Source organism: Sphingorhabdus sp. (genome assembly GCF_035329025.1).
GTDB lineage: Bacteria > Pseudomonadota > Alphaproteobacteria > Sphingomonadales > Sphingomonadaceae > Sphingorhabdus_B.
This window is the reverse complement of sequence record NZ_DAOLHN010000036.1, coordinates 1-19,478: the sequence shown is the minus strand read 5'-3', so window position 1 is coordinate 19,478 and position 19,478 is coordinate 1. Positions and strand designations below refer to the sequence as shown.

The 19,478-nt window shown below is 59.0% G+C and carries 20 protein-coding genes and 1 pseudogene; 15 read left to right on the top strand and 6 right to left on the bottom strand.

What is annotated here, in order from left to right:
- Nucleotide 1: 1 nt before the first annotated feature.
- Together PKC81_RS10885 and PKC81_RS10880 are read right to left on the bottom strand one after the other, a co-directional pair.
- Nucleotides 2-1,075 (bottom strand): phytase, encoded by a 1,074-nt coding sequence (locus PKC81_RS10885; RefSeq protein WP_324335972.1) that lies wholly within the window; start codon nt 1,073-1,075, stop codon nt 2-4.
- Entirely contained in the window at nt 1,075-3,432 is a 2,358-nt protein-coding gene (locus tag PKC81_RS10880; protein WP_324335970.1) for a TonB-dependent receptor, read from the bottom strand. Before PKC81_RS10880 ends, PKC81_RS10885 begins: the two co-directional genes overlap by 1 nt.
- A 271-nt stretch (nt 3,433-3,703) precedes the next feature.
- Here PKC81_RS10880 and secE point away from each other — a divergent pair, with 271 nt between their 5' ends.
- Genes secE through PKC81_RS10865 form a run of 3 tightly spaced genes read left to right on the top strand, consistent with a single transcriptional unit; the run spans nt 3,704 to nt 5,417 of the window.
- A complete protein-coding gene (gene secE, locus PKC81_RS10875) occupies nt 3,704-3,901 on the top strand; it encodes a preprotein translocase subunit SecE (RefSeq protein WP_324335968.1) in 198 nt (65 codons plus the stop codon).
- A gap of 33 nt (nt 3,902-3,934) precedes the next feature.
- Nucleotides 3,935-4,471 (top strand): transcription termination/antitermination protein NusG, encoded by a 537-nt coding sequence (nusG, locus tag PKC81_RS10870; RefSeq protein ID WP_324335966.1) that lies wholly within the window; start codon nt 3,935-3,937, stop codon nt 4,469-4,471.
- Nucleotides 4,472-4,484: 13 nt separating this feature from the next.
- Nucleotides 4,485-5,417: an acyl-CoA thioesterase II gene (locus tag PKC81_RS10865; protein WP_324335964.1), complete on the top strand. Its 933-nt coding sequence runs from the start codon at nt 4,485-4,487 to the stop codon at nt 5,415-5,417.
- A gap of 133 nt (nt 5,418-5,550) precedes the next feature.
- On the opposite strand, the gene PKC81_RS10860 is transcribed toward PKC81_RS10865, so the two are convergent.
- Nucleotides 5,551-5,898 (bottom strand): UrcA family protein, encoded by a 348-nt coding sequence (locus PKC81_RS10860; RefSeq protein WP_324335963.1) that lies wholly within the window; start codon nt 5,896-5,898, stop codon nt 5,551-5,553.
- Between the two features lie 297 nt (nt 5,899-6,195).
- Here PKC81_RS10860 and PKC81_RS10855 point away from each other — a divergent pair, with 297 nt between their 5' ends.
- The 3 genes from PKC81_RS10855 to rplA all read left to right on the top strand — a co-directional run bounded on the left by PKC81_RS10855 (nt 6,196) and on the right by rplA (nt 9,423).
- Nucleotides 6,196-8,121 carry a winged helix-turn-helix domain-containing protein gene (locus PKC81_RS10855; RefSeq protein WP_324335961.1) on the top strand — a complete coding sequence of 642 codons (1,926 nt, stop codon included), beginning with the start codon at nt 6,196-6,198 and terminating at the stop codon, nt 8,119-8,121.
- A gap of 170 nt (nt 8,122-8,291) precedes the next feature.
- Nucleotides 8,292-8,723 carry a 50S ribosomal protein L11 gene (gene rplK / locus PKC81_RS10850; RefSeq protein WP_324335959.1) on the top strand — a complete coding sequence of 144 codons (432 nt, stop codon included), beginning with the start codon at nt 8,292-8,294 and terminating at the stop codon, nt 8,721-8,723.
- 4 nt (nt 8,724-8,727) lie between these two features.
- On the top strand, nt 8,728-9,423 hold the full coding sequence (rplA, locus tag PKC81_RS10845; protein WP_298601165.1) for a 50S ribosomal protein L1: 696 nt from the start codon (nt 8,728-8,730) through the stop codon (nt 9,421-9,423).
- 17 nt (nt 9,424-9,440) lie between these two features.
- Here rplA and PKC81_RS10840 read toward each other — a convergent pair whose 3' ends face one another.
- From PKC81_RS10840 to PKC81_RS10830, 3 genes are all read right to left on the bottom strand, one after another.
- Nucleotides 9,441-10,997 (bottom strand): sodium:solute symporter, encoded by a 1,557-nt coding sequence (locus PKC81_RS10840; RefSeq protein WP_324335957.1) that lies wholly within the window; start codon nt 10,995-10,997, stop codon nt 9,441-9,443.
- A gap of 175 nt (nt 10,998-11,172) precedes the next feature.
- On the bottom strand, nt 11,173-11,949 hold the full coding sequence (locus tag PKC81_RS10835) for a sulfite exporter TauE/SafE family protein (protein ID WP_324335955.1): 777 nt from the start codon (nt 11,947-11,949) through the stop codon (nt 11,173-11,175).
- 148 nt (nt 11,950-12,097) lie between these two features.
- Nucleotides 12,098-12,529, bottom strand: a complete 432-nt coding sequence (locus PKC81_RS10830) for an Rrf2 family transcriptional regulator (RefSeq protein ID WP_324335953.1) — start codon at nt 12,527-12,529, stop codon at nt 12,098-12,100.
- 228 nt (nt 12,530-12,757) lie between these two features.
- Here PKC81_RS10830 and PKC81_RS10825 point away from each other — a divergent pair, with 228 nt between their 5' ends.
- From PKC81_RS10825 to PKC81_RS10785, 9 genes and pseudogenes are all read left to right on the top strand, one after another.
- Nucleotides 12,758-12,967, top strand: a complete 210-nt coding sequence (locus tag PKC81_RS10825; protein WP_324335951.1) for a cold-shock protein — start codon at nt 12,758-12,760, stop codon at nt 12,965-12,967.
- A 2-nt stretch (nt 12,968-12,969) separates the two neighbouring features.
- Nucleotides 12,970-13,227: a translation initiation factor IF-1 gene (infA, locus tag PKC81_RS10820; RefSeq protein WP_298601182.1), complete on the top strand. Its 258-nt coding sequence runs from the start codon at nt 12,970-12,972 to the stop codon at nt 13,225-13,227.
- A gap of 21 nt (nt 13,228-13,248) precedes the next feature.
- Entirely contained in the window at nt 13,249-13,476 is a 228-nt protein-coding gene (locus tag PKC81_RS10815) for a hypothetical protein (protein ID WP_324335949.1), read from the top strand.
- 168 nt (nt 13,477-13,644) lie between these two features.
- Nucleotides 13,645-15,000 (top strand): chromate efflux transporter, encoded by a 1,356-nt coding sequence (chrA, locus tag PKC81_RS10810; protein ID WP_324335947.1) that lies wholly within the window; start codon nt 13,645-13,647, stop codon nt 14,998-15,000.
- Nucleotides 15,001-15,364: 364 nt separating this feature from the next.
- Nucleotides 15,365-15,880: a 50S ribosomal protein L10 gene (rplJ, locus tag PKC81_RS10805; RefSeq protein ID WP_298601202.1), complete on the top strand. Its 516-nt coding sequence runs from the start codon at nt 15,365-15,367 to the stop codon at nt 15,878-15,880.
- Between the two features lie 69 nt (nt 15,881-15,949).
- On the top strand, nt 15,950-16,327 hold the full coding sequence (gene rplL, locus PKC81_RS10800; protein ID WP_324335944.1) for a 50S ribosomal protein L7/L12: 378 nt from the start codon (nt 15,950-15,952) through the stop codon (nt 16,325-16,327).
- A 97-nt stretch (nt 16,328-16,424) separates the two neighbouring features.
- Nucleotides 16,425-16,961 (top strand): adenine phosphoribosyltransferase, encoded by a 537-nt coding sequence (locus tag PKC81_RS10795; protein WP_324335942.1) that lies wholly within the window; start codon nt 16,425-16,427, stop codon nt 16,959-16,961.
- Nucleotides 16,958-17,632, top strand: a complete 675-nt coding sequence (locus PKC81_RS10790) for a purine phosphorylase (RefSeq protein ID WP_324335940.1) — start codon at nt 16,958-16,960, stop codon at nt 17,630-17,632. The genes PKC81_RS10795 and PKC81_RS10790 overlap by 4 nt, the downstream gene beginning before the upstream one ends.
- A gap of 213 nt (nt 17,633-17,845) precedes the next feature.
- Nucleotides 17,846-19,478, top strand: a pseudogene (locus PKC81_RS10785) (DNA-directed RNA polymerase subunit beta); the annotation flags it as partial.

Sequence of the window (19,478 nt, the reverse complement as noted above, 5' to 3'; positions counted from 1 at the left end):
CCTATTTGAGCTTGAGCGCCTTCAGCACATCCGCCCATGCGACATATTTAAAGTTCTGCGTTTCTGGGGCGTTATCGCCATCCTGCACGACGAACAGGCCGCCCGGATAATCCGGCCCGAAATCGCCAAGGACCAGTTCCAGCCCGTCGGTTTCCTGCACACCGTCGACCATGCCGTCGCTAATGCGGAAGCGACCGAGATAGCGACCGTCCTTCAGCCGGTAGAGCGTATAGGCATAGTCGCCCTGGCTCGACGCGATCAGATAACCACCGCTTTTGCCTGATGGCGCAATGGCCAATCCTTCGGCATCGGCGACCAGCCTCTTGCCATCGGTACGGCCAAGCCGCTTGGGCTTTTTTGAACCATTGGGCCGGGCATCGAAACGCCACAGGCCGACATCCTCTTCGGCCACATAGAGCAGGCCGGTGCGATCATCGACGACGCAGCCTTCGGATTGGGTGCCCAGCTTCATGCTGCGCACGACCTTGCCGGTCGGCTGTGCTCCGCGAAGGTCGAGTTCGACCTGATCGATGCGGCCATCCTTAAGGACGAGGAAAGCGTAGACCTGACCGTCACTTTTGCGCTGCCACAGGCACATGCCATAGGCCTCGCCGGGGCCAACCGGCAGGTTGCCGATCGGGATCAGCTTCTGCGCAACGGTGTCCAGCGTGAACAGGGCGGCTGCGGCATTGGCCTCATCGCGCCGGTCGCTGGCCACGACGAGCACCGAAGGCTTTCCATTGACCGGTACATTGGCGCGCAGGTCGACATTATTGAGGCGCGGCGAGGGGGTGAAAGACACCGCCTTGCCGGTCATGTCGAACACATGGATGCCAGCCTTCTTGTCGGTCCCGACGACAAGGCTTTTCGCCGGATCGCTCGGGTGCCGCCAGATAGCCGGATCATCCGCCGCGTCATCGGCTGTGCCAACAGGCGTGGTTTCCGCCCGCGCCTGCACAGACTTGGCTGGCAGGGCCTTGGCCATCAACTGTTCGACGGGGATTTCAACCTCATCCTGTGCAATGGCCGGAACAGCGAGCGCCGCCGCCGCGAGAATTGTGAGGGCGCGCACCATCAGAATGCCAACCGTGCCATGACCTGGAACACCGGACCTGCTTCCTCGGCCTCCAGCTCATATTCGTCAAAATTGCGGGCAAGCTGATCTGCGATGGTGGTGAACTTGTTGAAGCGTTCGCGTTTCTTGCCGTTCAGCAGGTTCGAACCGACTGCACGGATGGTGAAGCTTTCACCGAAGCGCTTCTCGATGAACAGTTCAAGGTCGGCGCCGTAAGAGGTGAAAATCTCCTCGCCCACAATCCGGTCGAACGCTCCGCCCTGCTTGCGATAGGTAGCCCCGAACGCCGCCCCCAATTTCGGCAGATCCTGGATGAAGCCGAAATTGTAGACATATTTGGATTGTCCGTTGAAGCGGCGCTTCCCTTCAAAGTCGGTGATTTCGCTGTCGAGCAACGAGAGGTTGCCGAAAATGCCGGTGTTTTCGAGGCCGATGAAACCAAGGTTGGTCGAAAGGTCGAATTCGATGCCGTAAACCTCGCCGTCGCCAGTGTTTTGTGGCTGCAGCACAAAGGTTCCGGGGCCTTCTGAGCCTTCGGTGCCGGTGTTGGCGAGTTCGATGAGATCGCTGACCTTGCGGTAGAACAGGTTGACGCCGACCACGCCGGTACGGCCGATACGATGCTCATAGCCCAGATCACCGCCCCATGCAGTTTCAGGACGCAGCGCTGGATTGCCGAGCAGGTCATTGTCGCCCAATTCTGCCTCAAGCAGGGCAGGCGAGAGGAAATCAAGCCGCGGACGACGATTGGTGCGGGCAACCGATGCGGTGATCCGGCCGCCATTTTCAAGGTCAATCTTCAGCGACGCCGAAGGCAGCAGGAACGAATAGTCATTGGACTGCTCGGCAAGTGCAGGGGCGACCGTCAGGTCGTTGACCGAAAAATCGGTGCTTTCATAACGCACGCCGGCAAGGAAAGTCAGGTTGCCCGACTTGCCTTCGATTTCGGCATACAGATCGCGCCGGTCTTCCTCGATGATGTTGAGACCACCGGGAGGAGGCAAAAGCGGGTCGGGCGCGGTCGCATAAGCTGTCGGATTTCCGGCAAGCTGGTTCCAGCGATGGGCATCAGTGGTCAGGTTGAAGCGGTTGCGATCTTCGGCGATGCTGGTGTCGCGATCCTTGTTTTGCACGAAACCACCGACAATCAGCTTGACGTCGTCAGACACATTAAACGCATGTTCGAGGTTGAACGACAGTTCCTTGTCGGTGATCCGGCGCGCAGTGACATCGCCAGTAAAACGGGGCGTCGCACGGTCGAAATCGATTTCATATTCAGTCTCGTCCTGAACGTCGTCAAAACGCGAATAGCCAACCTTGAGCTTGGTTTCGCCCAGTGACCATTCGTGCGCCAGCTTGCCTGACAGGCTATAGCTTTCCTGCTCGATGTCGTTCACATTGGCATTGTCGGTCAGCAGGTTGCCGACGGGCGTACCGCGTACCGAGCCATTGATGTTGGTCGGGTGATCATATTCGAACGAGCGCTCGGTTTCGGTTCGCTCGGTTTTGACATAATAGCCTGCCAGTTCAAAATCGGTGGTTTCGCCATCAATGTCGTACGACGCGTTAAAGGCATAGTCGGTGCCATCGCGGGTATCGGTCTGATCTTCGCGATTGTCGAAATCGTCGGTGGCGTAATCGGGGTTATTCTCGGGCGAATCCGAATAGCGGAAGCTTGATTTGAGCTTCGGATTGTACCGTCCCTGCACATTGGCACCGAGCAGGATGCGGCCCGGGCCGAGGGCTCCACCAAACACCGCGCCAAAGCTGGGCTTTACTTCGCCATCGTCAAAGAACAGCGCGCCCCCGCGCACATAGCCGCCGTCCAGCTGGTATCCGTCGCGCAGCACGATGTTGAGCGTTCCCGCAACCGCATCGCCAGTACGGCGCGCCGATGAGGAGCGAACGATCTCCACCTGCTTGATGAGTTCGGCAGGAATGCGGTCGAGGAAGAAGGAACGGTCGGCGTTCGAACCCGGCACCTTTTCGCCGTTTATCAATATCTGCGTATAGCCCGGCTCCAGCCCGCGCAAACGGGCGCCATCGCTTTCGATCACATCCGACAGGAAGGTGACCGAAGGCACGCGCTTGAGCGCATCGCCAGCAGTCAGCGGTTCGAAACGCTGGAAATACTGCTCGTCATAGACAAGGATGGGCTCGGCGGCATCATCGCGGTTGCGATAGCCAATCTGCCCCTGCACGACGATTTCACGCGCGGTCTGGATGCCTTCACCGCTTTCATCGGCCGGAGCGACCTCTTCCTGCGCCATTGCAGGCGATGCCAGCAATGCAGCGCCCGCCAGAAGCAGGTTGCGGATACGGAAAGCGCGACCGGTTTGATGATGATTGAATTGCATGTCTTTGCCCCATTCAGCTTTAGTGATGGGGCGCCGCTAACCGTGCATTGTGAAAGCTTGACGATGATTCGGCGACAGTTTGATGACATGATGCCTGCAGTTTCGAAATCCCTGCGTGCCCGCGATGCGCCACATCAGCTTCACGCTTGCGACTCCGTGAAATCAGCGCTAAAGGCCTAGTCTTTCCGAAATCGGAACCTATATCGCTCCCGGCCTCAAACCGAGAGCGATGGCGGCTATCCGGTGGGCGCGATTACAGGAAGCAAGCAAAATGGCAAAAACCAGCCCCGGTGAATTCATTCGTCAGGTGCGTGCGGAAATCGGCAAGGTCGTCTGGCCGACCCGTCAGGAAACCACGCAAACCGCGATCATGGTGCTGATCATGACGATCATTCTTGCCGTATTCTTCCTGGGCGTTGACGCCTTTTTCAACATGGTCGTGCAGGGCCTGTTGAGCCTCGCAAAATAATTCCACGAACGTTCAGGCCGAAAGACAGATAACATGGCACGCTGGTACATCATCCACGCTTATTCGGGTTTCGAAAACAAGGTTCGCGACCAGATCCTTTCCGAGGCCGAGCGCAAGGGCCTTTCCGCGCTCGTCGAATCGGTTGAAGTGCCAACCGAACAGGTCACCGAAGTCCGCCGTGGCAAGAAGGTGAAGGCCGAGCGCAAATTCTTCCCCGGCTATGTGCTGGCAAAGCTCAACATGAATGACGACGTCTATCACCTCGTCAAGAACACCCCCAAGGTCACCGGCTTCCTCGGCGCGAACAACAAGCCGCAGCCAATCACTGAAGCCGAAGCCGCGCGCATCCTGAACACCAAGGAAGAACTCGCCGCCGCACCGAAGAAGCGCGTGGCTGTCGATTACGAAATCGGCGATCAGGTGAAGGTGATGAGCGGTCCGTTTGCCAGCTTTAACGGCGTGGTCGAGGAACTGGATTTCGACAAGAACCGCGTCAAGGTTTCGGTCTCGATCTTCGGTCGCGCAACACCGGTCGAACTCGATTTCGAAGAAGTCGAATTGATGAAATAATGGCCGCACGCGCATGACTGCCCGTGCCCATTCCCCCGTGGTCAGCGCCCGCATTGAACAGGCGCGCGCACTTTTTGATTCGGCTCCAGCCGAAGAAATGGTCGCCAGCGTCAGCCGGCTGTTCGATCTGTTGCCTGACGAAGCGCCAGACGAATTTATCTTCCCCGCGCTTCCCAGCACCAGCCGGGCGCGCATTTTTGGCGGGCAGGTTGTCGCCCAATCGCTGATGGCGGCCGCGCGCACGGTAGAGCCCGACAAGCAGATCCATTCGCTGCACGCCTATTTCCTGCGTGGTGGGCAGGAAACAGCACCGCTGCACTTCCGTGTGCACCGCGATTTCGACGGCCGCAGTTTTTCCAACCGCCGCGTCGTCGTGCGTCAGGAAGGCAAGGTGATCTTCAACCTGACCGCTTCCTTCCAGACACCCGATCCGGGCCTCGCGCATCAAGTACCGATGCCTGATCTGCTGCCGCCCGAGGAATGTTGGGACTTTACCGATTTCATCGCAGTCAGCCCGAAAATGGATGATCGGTTGCTGCACCAGATGGCGCGGCCGCGCCCCTTTGAGATGCGCAGTTTCCGCCCTGCCCCCAAGGAAAAGGCCACCCAGCATTACCAGTGGTTCCGCCTGCGCGGCTCGATTGGCGACGATCCGCTGTTGAACCGCGCCTTCCTGTCATTTGCCTCGGACATGGGTTTGCTGTCGTCTTCGATGCTGCCCCACGGCCTCAATTGGACCACGCCGGGGCTATTCTCGACCAGCCTCGACCATGCCATGTGGTTCCACAACGATGTGCGTGTCGACGACTGGTTCGTCTATGTGATGGATAGCGGCTGGACCGGCAACAGCCGTGGCATCAACCATGGCTATATCTACAACCGCGAAGGCACCTTGATCGCCTCGGTCGTGCAGGAAGGCCTGTTGCGCTACAAACCGCCTACCTGACAAACGCGCCGGAATGCAGGCGCGATGCGAGGCGTTGCACCCCTACGTTAAAAAATCCCCTGTCCGCGCTGCGCAGACAGGGGAAGTCTTATCCGGCGACAGGGTCGCAACGCCGCCAGCAAGCTTGGTTGAATCAGCCGTTATCCCGGGCAAGAATAGGCGTGATCGGAAGTTCGACCAGCCGTTCGACATCGATCATTGCCTTGCGCAGCGTCGCATCGAAACATTGCCTTTGGGCCTTTGCTGAATAGCGAACTGCTACACCTCCGGGTGTGCATACGTTGCGCGCGGCACGTTTGACGCGGCGCAAAAGCTGTTCGACATCCTTTTCTTTGGACAGCTCCAAATCGTCATAATGCACCACTGCCATCGCATATTCGGTTCCCGGCCTTGCTGCGTGGGCCAATGGTGCGGTGACCATCATGCCATAAGCTGCCGAGGCAATCGTCGCCGCCATCAATGGCGTAAACTTCAATTTCAAATTCATTCCTGAACACTCCAACTCATAATGAAACAACAGGCCGCGAAACCGCAACCCGCCCCTGTTGAGCAAAGTGTTATCCCGGACAGTTGTTCGAAGTCCTGCAGATGGAATGAGATTTCACTGATATTTTTGGAAAAGCATCTGGCCGCGAAAATCGTCCGCTTTGTCCCGGTTTCCGTAGCGTTAGTCGAAAATCTGTCGCGCCGATCACCGCGACATCATATATGAGGAAGTTCTGAGGGTCGCATTTTCAGGCTGTATTCGGGTGCCCGTTTAGCCTCAGGAAGTAGATAAATGTCAGATGCAATTCTGAAGGCGGGACCGTTGCGGCTCGACTTGCGAGACGAACGTCTTTGGCGTGACGGACAGCCCGTTCGGCTGTCCGGCAGACCGCTTGCCTTATTGCGATGCCTGATGGAACGTCCGCAAACGCTCGTCACCAAAGACGAGATATTCGATCAGGTCTGGCCGAACCTCACCTTATCCGAAGCTGTGCTGACGACGGCGGTCAAGGAATTGCGTCAGGCACTGGGCGACAGCGCGCGCAAGCCTGAGTTCATCCAAACCGTTCATCGCCGCGGTTATCGATTTTTGCTTCCGGTGTCCGAAGCGGATCATGTCGACAATGCCCCGGAGTCGGCAGGCCTGCCTTTGACCGACGTGCAGCACCGCAATTCGACGGCGAAAAGGCTGTTGGGCCTAATTGCCGGAACGGTGATGCTGGCTGGATTGCTATTCTGGTTGTGGATGCTGGTCGAAAAGCCTGCAGTTTCGGCGGCACCCCATCCAAAATCTATCGCAGTCCTCCCTTTTCAGGATTACTCGCGCGATGGCGATCAAAAATGGTTTGCCGACGGGTTAACCGAAGAGATTCTGAATACATTGTCGCGCACGCCCGATCTGCGCGTTACCGCCCGAACAGCGACCACGCGTCAGCCGAGCAAAAAAATCGATCTTGGTCACTTGGCTGATCAATTGAAGGTCGCCCACATTCTCGACGGGTCGATCCGCCGCGAACAGGATCGGGTCAGGATAACGGCAGTGCTCGTTGACGCTCGAAGCGGACGGGAAATTTGGTCGCAAAGCTATGACCGGAATTTCGACGACGTCATCGGCATTCAGGAAGATATTGCCTTTTCGATCGCGTCTTCGCTCAAGACGGTAATCGAGCCGTCGCGGTTGCGCGCTATGGTTACAACCGGCACCCGCTCGGTCGAAGCCTATCAATCTTATCTGCAAGGCTTGGCCGCGGAACGGCGGCAAGCTGCAGACGGGTCGGTCGAACATTTGAAGGCCGCTTCGCAGTGGTTCGAACAGGCGCGTTCGCTCGACCCCAATTTCGCCTCTGCCCATTGGAAGGCAGCTGAATATTGGTTTGGCAAGGAAACGCGCATCAATAGCAGCATTTATGAGGAGAGTTACGACCTCGACACGCGTTACCAACGCTATCTGGAACGCATAAACGCCGCGATCGAAACGAGCGGCGGGGCAGTCGATAGCCTGAAATACCGTGCAACCCGGTCAACGCTTAACCTGCAGACGGGCGACGCATTCCAGATGATGCGCAAATATCTGCGCGCACGCCCCCGGGACATAGATGCCTGGGAAGAAATGGCCGATCTTGCTGCTTATGCTGGCGAACGGAAATATATGGCAGTTGTGGGCAGGCAGTTGTTCCGGCTTTCAAACGAGGCAGGTGCGCCGCGTTCGCGTGCGATTACCGTATCGACACTTGCACTTGATTTACAGCAGGCCGAGGCGGCTGCCGATGACCAGCTGGTGAGGCTGCCGAACAATGTCGTCACCCAGTACCAATCCCATCGGGCCTATATCTGGTCGGGCAAATATGGCAAAGCGCGGCGGCTTCTGGCGCGTATTCGAACGTCGAAGCTGCCTCTTGCCAACCGTCTGCTATCCGAGCTGCGCCAGGCATGTGCCGACCGAAAAGTTAAGGACGCCCGGTTGATCTACGCCAGGATAGGCAATGTGGGTGATACCAGTGCCCGTTGGCAGGCTGCACAGATCATTCGAGACCGGAAATCGGAAGCCGCTTTGCTCGCGCCGCTGGATAAGCCGGAGGAACTTCGCAGGCTGGTTCAATATATGGTCTATCCCAGTTTCGACATGCGACAATATCCATTGCTGACGCAGATATTGACTACCAACGGCACACCCCAAACCGCGCCGGTGCCTGTGCCGGGCGCCTGTCCGGCTGGCTGACACAAGGCTTGCATTTCCGGGGATGTTCGACTACCGGCGCTCCTTCGCATGGGTTCTCCCCATGTGATTCCCGTGCGGGAGGATGGCTTCGGCTGTCTGTTTGACCGCTTAATTTGATCCTCCAACGCCCGTGCGGGCTGTGGCGGAGAAAGAATGAAAGGAGGCCTCTCATGGCCAAGAAGATTGACGGCTATATCAGCCTGCAGGTGCCCGCGGGCGCTGCAACCCCCTCCCCACCGATCGGCCCTGCGCTCGGTCAGCGTGGTGTGAACATCATGGAATTCTGCAAGGCGTTCAACGCCGCGACCGGTGACCTTGAAAAGGGCACGCCGATCCCGACCAAGATCACCGTATTCTCGGACAAGAGCTTCACATTCGCGACCAAATCTCCGCCGGCAACCTTCCTCATCAAGAAGGTGCTCGGCCTGAAGTCGGGTTCGAAGGAGCCCGGCAAGGTCAGCGCAGGCAAGATCACGCGCAAGCAGCTTGAAGAAGTTGCAACCTTGAAGATGAAGGATCTGAACGCGAACGACATGGACGCTGCGGTCAAGATCATTGCAGGCTCGGCTACGGCCATGGGCCTCGAAGTGGTGGAGGGCTAAGATCATGGCAAAGCTGACCAAGAAGGCAAAGACCCTCGCCGCGCTCGACGCAGAGAAACTCTACGGCGTTGACGAAGCGCTGAAGACCATCAAGGAACTGGCCACCGCCAAGTTTGACGAAACCATCGAAGTCGCGCTCAACCTCGGCGTTGATCCGCGTCACGCCGACCAGATGGTCCGTGGCATGGTTTCGCTCCCCGCCGGTACCGGCAAGGACATGAAGGTCGCCGTGTTCGCACGCGGTGACAAGGCCGAAGCCGCCACCGCTGCCGGTGCCGACAAGGTCGGTGCCGAAGACCTGATGGAAGACATGCTGGCCGGCAATCTCGATTATGACCGCGTGATCGCAACGCCCGACATGATGGGCATTGTTGGCCGCCTCGGCAAGACGCTGGGCCCCAAGGGCCTGATGCCGAACCCGAAGCTGGGCACTGTGACGATGGACGTTGCCGCTGCCGTGACCGCTGCAAAGGCCGGTCAGGTTGAGTTCCGCGTTGAAAAGCAGGGCATCATCCACAGCGGCATCGGCAAGAAGAGCTTCTCCGACGCTGACTTGCGCTCGAATTTCGACGCGCTGGTTGACGCTGTGATCAAGGCGAAGCCGTCGGGATCGAAGGGCAAATATGTCCGCAAGATCGCGATCAGCTCGACCATGGGCCCCGGCCTGAAGGTTGACGTGGCAGACGTCGCTGGCGCCTAAGCCAAACCAATAGCAAATTACGAAAGGGCCGGGGGCAACCCTGGCCCTTTTGCTTTGCCCAGCATGCAAGTGACGAACGCCAGCCCTGCACCAATGCACAGCTGCCACGGGAAGGCGAGCGACTTCATCGCGGGTGGCAGGCCGAGGCTGTCGACAATATAATGCTGTTGCAGCAGGATCGCGGCAAAGCCCACCACCAGCGCCGCGATCACCGATGCCGTCGAGCCGCGCTTCGTAAAAAGCACCGTCGCATAGACGCCGAGTAGCCCCGAATAGGCGAAGGCCATCACACCGAGCACGAATTCGAGCAAGGGCATGTCGGTATATCGCTGCCAATAAAAGCACAGGATCGACATCGCGAACAAGGCGAGCGCGAGCAGGATCATCGCCCCGCGCCCGGCGTTGACATAATGATGCTCGCTGACCGCCACTCCGCGCCGCTCGCGCCAAGGTCGGTAGAAGTCGCTCACCAGCACCGCCGACATCGAGATCAACCCCGAATTGATCGCCGCCGCCGCAATCACGCCCACAGTAATCAGCCCGCGCACCCCGGGCGGGATTTCGGAGAGAATGAACGACATGAAGATGGTGATCTTCTCCCCCGAAAAGCCCTGCATCGCACTCGCGCTGGCGCCCATCAGCTCGGGCCGTTCGTAAAAGATATGGAGCAGCGAGCCGATGGCCATGAACAGCGCCACCACCGGAATCGTCATCCACATCGAAAGGTAGAGCGCGCGGTTGCCCGCCTTCACGTTCTCGCACGCCAGAAAGCGCTGGCTGGTATCCTGATCGAGCCCGGCATTGCCGATATTGAGCAGCACCAGCCCGGTCAGGATCGCCCAGACTGTAAAGGGCTTTGACCAGTCGAGCGACCAGTCGAACAGCCGCAATTTGTCTACGCCACCCGGCGCATGGCGTAGCCCCTCCCAAATCTCCGCCGCTGGCGCGGGGATACGGTTCCAGAGCAGGAAAAAGACAATCAGAGCGCCACCGACATAGAGCACCACCTGCACCAGATCGCTCCAGATCACCGCATTCAACCCGCCGAACAGCGTGAAGACAATGCCGAATGCCACCAGCACAGCTGAGGCGATCAATATGTGCTGCGGCTCGACATCGAGGAAGATGATCATCGAAACTGCGATGGCCGCCAGATAGAGCCGCGCCCCGCTCGCCAATATCCGCCCAACCAGATACATCCCCGCAGCCGCGCGCCGTGCCGTCCGGTCAAACCGCACCTCGAGCAGTTCGTACACCGTCGTCACGCCCAGCGCATAGTATCGCGGGATCAACAGCCAGGCGACGAACACCGCCGCGATGATCGCCGCGAAATTACTGGTCAAATAGCTCCAGTCACCGCGATAGCTGTTATCCGGCGCGCCGAGGAAGGTCGCAGCAGACTGCATCGTCGACAGCGCGGAAATCGCCACCAGCCAGGCAGGCGCATGATGGCCGGCTAGGAAATAATCTTCCGCCTTTGCCGGATTGCGTGTCGACCACCAGGCGGCGAGCGCCAGCAGCGCGACATAGGCGCCGAGCACCGCCCAGTCATATCCGGTATAAGCCAGCGGCATTTTTGCGCGTTCCCCCTGGGAGGGAGTGAAAGCCTATTGGGAATGCGATTGCAAGCCGCGCTGTAAAGCAATGCTTCGTCATTCCCGCGAAGGCGGGAATCCATCGCCAGCCGATGAAATTTCCAACACCGGTGATGGCCCCCCGCCTTCGCGGGGGTGACGAATTGAATCGATGTTAACTCAGCGCCTTATACAGGCTGAACAGGCTGGTCGCCGTAAGCACGATACCCACCATCAGCAGCAAGGTCTTGGGCGGCACGCGCTTTGCGATATAGCCCCCCAACGGCGCAGCCAGCAGCCCGCCGACCAGCAAGCCGCCAGTCACTTGCGTGAACGCCTCAATCCCGATCGTGTAGAGGAACATCGCCGAGACGGTGAAGGTCAGGAAGAATTCGGCGGTGTTTACCGTGCCCACCGTCTTGCGCGGATCGGTGCCCTGGATGAGGAGGTTCGATGTCACCACCGGCCCCCATCCGCCCCCGCCCGAGGCATCAAGGAAGCCGCCGATCAGCCCCAGCGGTACCGTGACCTTGGCATCCTTCGCCTTCGGCATTTGCGGGTAGCTGATCGCCTTGTAGAGCAGATAAAAGCCAAGGCAGGTGAGGTAGAGCATCACCAACGGCCGCGCGACCTCTGCATGGATATTTGACAGCACATAGGCGCCGAGCGCGCCGCCGATCACCCCCGGTACCGCAATCCGCGCGAACAGTTTCCAGTCGACATTTTTGTGGAGCACATGGCTCATCCCCGAGGCGCCAGTGGTGAACATCTCGACGAGATGCACACCGGCCGAGGCGCGCGCCGGGGCAACTCCCATCACGCTGACCAGCAAGGTCGAGCAGATTACGCCAAAGGCCATGCCGAGCGCGCCATCGACCAGCTGGGCTGCGAAACCGATAGCTATAAAGGGCAGCAGCGCGTTCCAATCGATGGACCAGAGAAAGTCGAACATAAGGCACGGCTCCTGACACCCCGCGGCGAATCGCCACGGGCTGGGGGCGAGATTATGTCAACCATTGCGCTAGACAATGGGGGTAAGGCTTGGGTGCGATAAAGCGGGGCTTTGCTGGGGTGGGTTATGAAGGAGAGCGAAGCTACCCTCAGCCCTCTGCCATCACGCCCATATCGATCGGATCGGCCAGCGAAATCCGGTCGAGCACCGCTGCGGTTTCATCGCGCACCTTGAGCATCAGCGCGCGCATCCTGCAGTCGCTTTCCTCCAGACAATTCTTGCATTTCTCATGCGCGAAGCGGCTGGCGCAAGGGACGAGCGCGAGCGAGCCGCGGCTGATGCGGATGATGTCGCCATAGCTGATATCGACTGGTGGCAGCGCCAGCTCATAGCCGCCATCGCGCCCGCGCTGCGACAAGACCAATCCCGCGCGGCTCATTTCCGACAATATCACGGTCAGGAATTTGGCCGGGATATTCTGCGCCTCGGCAATGTCCGTCAGCGGCACCAGCCCCTGCTGGTATTTGTCCGCCAGATGCATCAGCGCGCGGATGGTGTAGCGGGTTTTCTGCGAAAGCATTCTCTACTTATGGAGTAGAGAGCGCTTTGCTGCAAGGCCGTTTGCCATATTGCACGACTTATGTTATACACAGGATGCTATCGTCGAACGCGACGGAAATTTGAGGTGCAATTCGGGCCAAGTCCAACGGACCGGTCTGGCACGCGCAACGTCTTTTCTCACACGACCCTGGCTTCCCCGTGCGGCGCTGTTGCCGCGCGGGCAATAGTTTCGTGAAAGGAACGACCAATGACCACAGGCACCGTAAAATTCTTCAATACCGAAAAAGGCTATGGCTTTATCGCGCCCGATGGCGGCGGCGATGACAGCTTTGTCCACATCACTGCCGTGATGGCAGCCGGCATGTCTTCGCTCGATAAGGACCAGCGCCTCAACTACGAAGTTGAAGCTGGCCGCGACGGCAAGAAAGCTGCCGTCAACCTTTCGGCGGCTGACTAAGTTTGGCCAAAGAAGAGCTACTGACGCTCGAAGGTGTAATCGATGAAATCCTGCCCGATGGCCGCTTTGGCGTCGTGCTGGAAAACGAGCACCGGATAATCGCTTACACGGCGGGGAAGATGCGGAAATTCCGCATCCGCTCCGTCGTGGGCGACCGCGTCCATGTCGAAATGACACCCTATGACCTCTCCAAAGGGCGTATCATTTTCCGCGAGCGCACCCCCGGCGTCGGCCCCGGCCCACGCAATATGCGCCGCTGATCCAGAAAGGAGCCGTTCGAAATGGCTACCGTTGAATTCTACCGCGAGCGCGCCGCCCAGGCCGCGCGCGATGCTGAGGCTGCAACCCTCGCCAATGTCCGCGAACGCCATCTGGTGGCACGTGACACCTGGAACGACATGGCCGAAAAAGCCGAAGGCGTGATTGCATCACGTGCCAAGGCCGAAGCAGAAAAGCAGGCTATGCAGCAGGCAAACACGCTTTTGATGCAGGATGCTGCCCACGCCTAACCTCCAAATTTGGTCGGGAAGTGTCACAAATATATTGCGAGCCCCCGCCTGCGTTGATAGTCGACGCGGACCGGGGCAAAGCGACCTCCCGGTCAAGCTGTCGCAGACACGATAGCTCAAGCGTTGCCATTTTGACCGCGCCTTTGCGTGGGCGAAAGGAGCATGCTTGTGAAAGACGCCCAATCGATTCCCGTTTCCCTTGGTGAACTGACCCGGCTGTTCGGCAGGATCGGCCTGATCAGCTTTGGCGGACCTGCCGGCCAGATCGCGCTGATGCACGAGGAAGTGGTCGACCGGAAGCAGTGGGTTTCCGAAGACGAATATCTGCAGGCATTGAACCTGTGTCATCTGCTGCCCGGGCCAGAAGCACAGCAACTGGCGGCCTGGATCGGTTGGCGGCTGCATGGAACACCGGGCGGGCTGATCGCGGGGCTATTGTTCGTGATCCCCGGCGCGACTGTAATGCTGGGGCTGTCGGCCCTTTACGTGCTGTCGATGCAGGTCGAATGGTTGCAAGGGCTTTTTTTCGGCATCAAGGCCGCCGTACTGGCAATAGTCGTGCAGGCATTGTTGCGGATAGGTGGCAAGGCATTGACCACGCCTGCCAAACGGGCAATCTCGATTGCGGCCTTCGTTGCGCTGTTTGCGCTGCACATTCCTTTTCCGTTGCTGATATTGGCGGCGGGGGTGGCAGGTGCCATCTTTCTTCGCGATAATCACCGCAGCCCTGAGCCTGTCGAAGGGCGTTTCAAGGTTGGCGCTGCCGCTGAAGGACACCCTTCGACAGGCTCAGGGCTGCGGTATGGAATTGCGGGCCACCTCCTCAAAACAGTCCTTATCTGGGGTATCATCTGGACCGCCCCCATGATCGTCATCCTGCTGACGCTGGGGCAGGAACATGTCCTTTGGAAAGTCGGCAGCTTCTTCTCGCAACTGGCGATCGTCACCTTTGGCGGCGCCTATGCCGTGCTGGCCTATATGGCGCAAGAGGCAGTTACCGGTTTTGGCTGGTTGAGCGCAGGCGAGATGGCGGATGGGCTGGGCCTTGCGGAAACCACGCCGGGTCCGCTGATCCTCGTGACGCAGTTTGTCGGCTTCCTCGCAGGCTTCCGCGCGCCCGAACCGTTTGATGCTTGGACAGCCGGTCTGCTCGCGGCAGGCCTCACCACCTGGGTCACCTTCGCCCCCTGCTTTCTGTGGATATTTGCGCTGGCACCCCTGATGGATCGGATGCGCAGCATTGGTTGGTTGCAGGGCAGCCTGGCCGCGATAACGGCGGCGGTTGTCGGGGTGATTGCCAACCTTTCGCTCTGGTTCGCGCTGCATGTGCTGTTCCGCAAGGTTGGTCAGGCCGATATCGGCGTTGGTTCGATCTGGTGGCCAGACTGGGCCTCGCTGGATTTGACGGCGCTGGCCATAGGCGTTGCCGCCGCAGCCATGTTGTTCGGTTTCAAATGGGGAATCATCCGCACGCTGGCCATTTGCGCCGGGGCCGGGTTGGCCCTGCACCTGCTCGCGGCTTGACTCTTGCCGCATAGCTGCTAATGGCCGCCTCCGACCGGAGGGTTCGCCCTCCATGTCACCGTCCGAGACAGTTGGTGACCGGAATTTGCCGGTCTTAATTTCCAGCCTAGACGGGGATAGACTCATTCAAGGCACGCCTAGCGTGTCTCCGGCTGCTCGCAGCTATGAACCTTCCCCACGGACTTTTGTGTTGGTTGAAAAGCCATTGGCTTTTCAACGGTAGCGGCACCGGCCCGCTCCCCCACCCGACCTCCCAAACAGGGTATGGTCATGGGTGGTTGGGTGGGGGATCGGGCTGGTACCGAAACCAACGAAAACGTGTTGGGTTGGCCTTCAAAAGCCAATCCTGTGATTGGAGTAATGCATGAACCGTTCTGAAAAGACCGAAGCGGTTGCTGCGCTGAATGCAACCTTTAACGAAGCCGCGGTTGTCGTGGTCACCCGTAATCTGGGTCTGACCGTCGCACAGTCGACCGACCTTCGTTTGAAGATGCGTGACGCGGGTGCCGGCTACAAGGTCGCCAAGAACCGCCTTGCCAAGATCGCATTGAACGACACGCAGTACAGCCCGCTCAGCGATTTGCTGACCGGCCCGACTGCGATTGCCACATCGGGTGATCCGGTGGCTGCCGCCAAGGTTGCCGTCGAATTCGCCAAGACCAACGACAAGCTTGAAATTGTCGGCGGTGCGATGGGCTCGACCGTCCTCGATGTCGAAGGTGTCAAGGCACTGGCTTCCATGCCGTCGCTCGATGAACTGCGCGCCAAGCTGATCGGCCTTGTCCAGGCCCCGGCTACCAAGGTTGTGCAGGTTATCTCGGCGCCTGCTGGACAGCTGGCACGGGTTTTTGGCGCATACGCCGCCAAGGAAGCCGCATAATTTTTTCACATCACTGCGCGGCGAGCGATCGCGCGGGTAGAATTGCATAGAAATTGGAGTGTTATTGAAATGGCTGATATTGAAAAGCTGGTAGAAGAACTGAGCAAGCTGACCGTATTGGAAGCTGCTGACCTTGCCAAGGCTCTGGAAGAAAAGTGGGGCGTTTCGGCTGCCGCTGCTGTTGCTGTTGCTGCACCTGCTGCAGGCGGCGCTGCTGCTCCGGCTGCTGAAGAGCAGACCGAATTCGACGTCATCCTGACCGGCGACGGCGGCAACAAGATCGCCGTCATCAAGGAAGTCCGCGCGATCACCGCTCTGGGCCTCACCGAAGCCAAGGCTCTGGTTGAGTCGGCTCCGAAGGCGATCAAGGAAGGCGTGTCGAAGGCTGAAGCCGAAGACATCAAGGCGAAGATCGTTGCTGCTGGCGGCACTGTCGACCTTAAGTAATCGACTTTTCCCCGACGGGGGAATTGAGAGGGCGGTCTGCGCAAGCGGGCCGCCCTTTTTCTTTGCTCTTTCAAAATGGGCACGGCATTTAGCGACCATGACCAAAAATGCCGATCTCGCCGCGCTCATCCGCACCATTCCTGATTATCCCAAACCGGGCATATTGTTTCGCGATGTCTCGACGCTTTTGCTCGACGGGCAGGGCTTCCGGCAAACCATCGACCGGATGGCCGCGCTGGTCGCGCCCGATACGCAACTGATCGCCGGGATTGAGGCACGAGGGTTTATCGTCGCGGCGGGACTGAGCTATGCGCTGGGGCTCGGCAAGCTGATGCTGCGCAAACCCGGAAAGCTGCCCGGCGAGAAAATCGGTATCGACTACGCACTCGAATATGGCACCGACCGGATCGAGCTGCATACAGGGCAGGTGAAGCCCGGGCAGAAAGTGGTGCTGATCGATGACCTGATCGCCACAGGCGGTACCGCACTGGCAGGTATCGAATTGATCCGGCAGGCAGGCGGCGTAGTCGAGCAGGCACTGTTCATTGTCGACCTGCCCGAGCTTGGTGGAGCGGATAAGCTTCGCCGAGCAGGCGTCGAGCCGACCGCCCTGATCGGCTTTGACGGACATTGAAGCAGGTTCTACTCCTCGCAGCGCTCCCCGAAGAAGCGGATGCCTTCCTCCCCGGTCAGGGTAGTGTCATCGAAGGCGAGCCGGTACCGGTCCGTGTGGTCGAAACGGGCGGAGTCCGGATCACTATTGTCACCTGCGGCCTCGGCAAGGTCAATGCCGCGCTGGCGGTCGGGCGGTATGCCGGCGTTAAAACAGCTTTGGTCGCGATGACAGGAACGTGCGGGCAGATCGGCCCGATATCAGGGGATTGTTTCTGGATCGAAAAAGCCATCCAGCACGATTATGGTGCACAACAGACATCCGGCTTCACCCATTATCGCGCAGGTGACTGGCCGATGGGTGCGGCACGCGACCATGCCTTTGCCGCCATGCCTGACCCCGGATTGGGCCTTCCGCATGCCAGCATCGCCAGCGGCGACATATTTCTCGAATGCCCGGAAACGGCAGAGGCACTGGCCAAGCGGTTGGGGACTCACCTTGTCGACATGGAAGTGGCCGCCGTCGCTCAGGCTGCCGAAGTCCTCGGCCTGCCCTGGGCTGCCATCAAAGCGGTAACCGACGGCGCGGACGGCGATAGCGCGGGCGATTTCAGTGCAAACCTGAAACGGGCCGCGAGGAAAGCTGCGCAAGCCATGGAGCAACTGCTTGTCAAAAGCGCCCCTTCGGCTTGACCCCAATCGGTCAAAACCCTATAAGGTTTCTTATCCACCCTATCTTTCGGGATCGGGGCAAAACGCGCATTGCCTCCAACGAATTGAAAGATAAGGTTTTCTGACGCGCTAAGGCTGCTGGTTGCATCCCGAATCCGGGGGCGATGCCATGCGGCCTTTTCGTTGTCGGATATTGCGCCCAATATTTTGATATAGACGAGGCTGAGCAACTCCATGGCTAAAGCAGCGGTTTCCGCATCGCTGGGCGCATCCACCGCCCTCTCGCGCTCCAAGCGCATTCGCAAGATTTTCGGCAACATTCACGAAGTGATCGACATGCCGAACCTGATCGAGGTCCAGCGCGAGAGCTATGAACAGTTCCTGCGTAGCGATCCGTCGATCGGCTATGTGTCTGGTCTCGAAAAGACTCTGCGCAGCGTCTTCCCGATCCGCGACTTCGCCGGCACTTGCGAGCTCGACTTCGTCAATTACGAACTCGAAGATCCGAAATATGATGTCGAGGAATGCCGCCAGCGCGGGATCACTTACTCGGCACAGATGAAGGTAACACTGCGCCTGATCGTCTTTGAAGTCGACCCCGATACCGAAGCGCGTTCGGTTCTCGATATCAAGGAGCAGGACGTCTATATGGGCGAAATGCCCCTGATGACGGGTAATGGCACCTTCTTCATCAACGGCACCGAGCGCGTCATCGTTTCGCAGATGCACCGTTCACCGGGCGTGCTGTTCGATCACGACCGTGGCAAGACCCACTCGTCGGGCAAATATTTGTTCGCCGCACGCGTCATCCCTTATCGTGGTTCGTGGCTCGATTTTGAGTTCGACGCGAAGGACATCGTCAACGTCCGTATCGACCGCAAGCGCAAGCTGCCGGTCACGACCTTGCTCTATTCGCTTGGCCTCAACAGCGAAGAAATCCTCAACCATTTCTATGACCGCGTGACCTTCGCACGCGCCAAGGGTGGCTGGAAGATTCCGTTCAACGCCGAACAATGGCGCGCGTCGAAGCCGAGCTTTGACATTGTCGATGCCAAGTCGGGCGAGGTGATCTTCCCCGCAGGGCAGAAAATCACGCCGCGCGCGGCCAACAAGGCGGTCAAGGACGGTCTCGAAGAGCTGTTGATCCCGACCGAGGAAATCTTCGGCCGCTACTCGGCGTTCGATCTTGTCGACGACAAGACCGGGCGCATCTATGTCGAAGCAGGCGATGAAATCACCGCCGAAAACCTTGAAGCACTCGACAAGGCCGGCATCGACAGCCTCGAGCTGCTCGACATCGATCATGTCATCACCGGCGCCTGGATGCGCAACACGCTGAAGGCTGACAAGGCCGAGAACCGCGACATGGGTCTCGATGCGATCTACCGCGTCATGCGCCCCGGCGAACCGCCGACCCGCGAAACTGCAGAGGCACTTTTCGCTGGCCTGTTCTTCGACCCTGACCGGTACGACCTGTCGGCGGTTGGTCGCGTGAAGCTCAACATGCGTCTTGGCCTTGATGCCGAAGACACGCTGACCACGCTGCGCACCGAAGATATCCTCGCGGTGGTCAAGGAGCTGGTCAATCTCAAGGACGGCAAGGGCGAAATCGACGATATCGACAATCTCGGCAATCGCCGTGTCCGTTCGGTCGGCGAATTGCTGGAAAACCAGTACCGCGTTGGCCTGCTGCGCATGGAGCGCGCAGTCAAGGAGCGCATGAGCTCGGTCGACGTTTCGACAGTGATGCCGAACGACCTGATCAACGCCAAGCCGGCAGTCGCAGCCGTGCGCGAATTCTTTGGTTCGTCACAGCTGTCGCAGTTCATGGACCAGACCAACCCGCTGTCGGAAGTCACCCACAAGC

Excerpts from the sequence above, each read along its gene's own strand:
- PKC81_RS10885 (WP_324335972.1), bottom strand. The coding sequence starts at position 1,075 with ATGGTGCGCGCCCTCACAATTCTCGCGGCGGCGGCGCTCGCTGTTCCG.
- PKC81_RS10880 (WP_324335970.1), bottom strand. The coding sequence starts at position 3,432 with ATGCAATTCAATCATCATCAAACCGGTCGCGCTTTCCGTATCCGCAAC.
- secE (WP_324335968.1), top strand. The coding sequence starts at position 3,704 with ATGGCAAAAACCAGCCCCGGTGAATTCATTCGTCAGGTGCGTGCGGAA.
- nusG (WP_324335966.1), top strand. The coding sequence starts at position 3,935 with ATGGCACGCTGGTACATCATCCACGCTTATTCGGGTTTCGAAAACAAG.
- PKC81_RS10865 (WP_324335964.1), top strand. The coding sequence starts at position 4,485 with ATGACTGCCCGTGCCCATTCCCCCGTGGTCAGCGCCCGCATTGAACAG.
- PKC81_RS10855 (WP_324335961.1), top strand. The coding sequence starts at position 6,196 with ATGTCAGATGCAATTCTGAAGGCGGGACCGTTGCGGCTCGACTTGCGA.
- rplK (WP_324335959.1), top strand. The coding sequence starts at position 8,292 with ATGGCCAAGAAGATTGACGGCTATATCAGCCTGCAGGTGCCCGCGGGC.
- rplA (WP_298601165.1), top strand. The coding sequence starts at position 8,728 with ATGGCAAAGCTGACCAAGAAGGCAAAGACCCTCGCCGCGCTCGACGCA.
- PKC81_RS10840 (WP_324335957.1), bottom strand. The coding sequence starts at position 10,997 with ATGCCGCTGGCTTATACCGGATATGACTGGGCGGTGCTCGGCGCCTAT.
- PKC81_RS10835 (WP_324335955.1), bottom strand. The coding sequence starts at position 11,949 with ATGTTCGACTTTCTCTGGTCCATCGATTGGAACGCGCTGCTGCCCTTT.
- PKC81_RS10830 (WP_324335953.1), bottom strand. The coding sequence starts at position 12,529 with ATGCTTTCGCAGAAAACCCGCTACACCATCCGCGCGCTGATGCATCTG.
- PKC81_RS10825 (WP_324335951.1), top strand. The coding sequence starts at position 12,758 with ATGACCACAGGCACCGTAAAATTCTTCAATACCGAAAAAGGCTATGGC.
- PKC81_RS10815 (WP_324335949.1), top strand. The coding sequence starts at position 13,249 with ATGGCTACCGTTGAATTCTACCGCGAGCGCGCCGCCCAGGCCGCGCGC.
- rplJ (WP_298601202.1), top strand. The coding sequence starts at position 15,365 with ATGAACCGTTCTGAAAAGACCGAAGCGGTTGCTGCGCTGAATGCAACC.
- rplL (WP_324335944.1), top strand. The coding sequence starts at position 15,950 with ATGGCTGATATTGAAAAGCTGGTAGAAGAACTGAGCAAGCTGACCGTA.
- PKC81_RS10795 (WP_324335942.1), top strand. The coding sequence starts at position 16,425 with ATGACCAAAAATGCCGATCTCGCCGCGCTCATCCGCACCATTCCTGAT.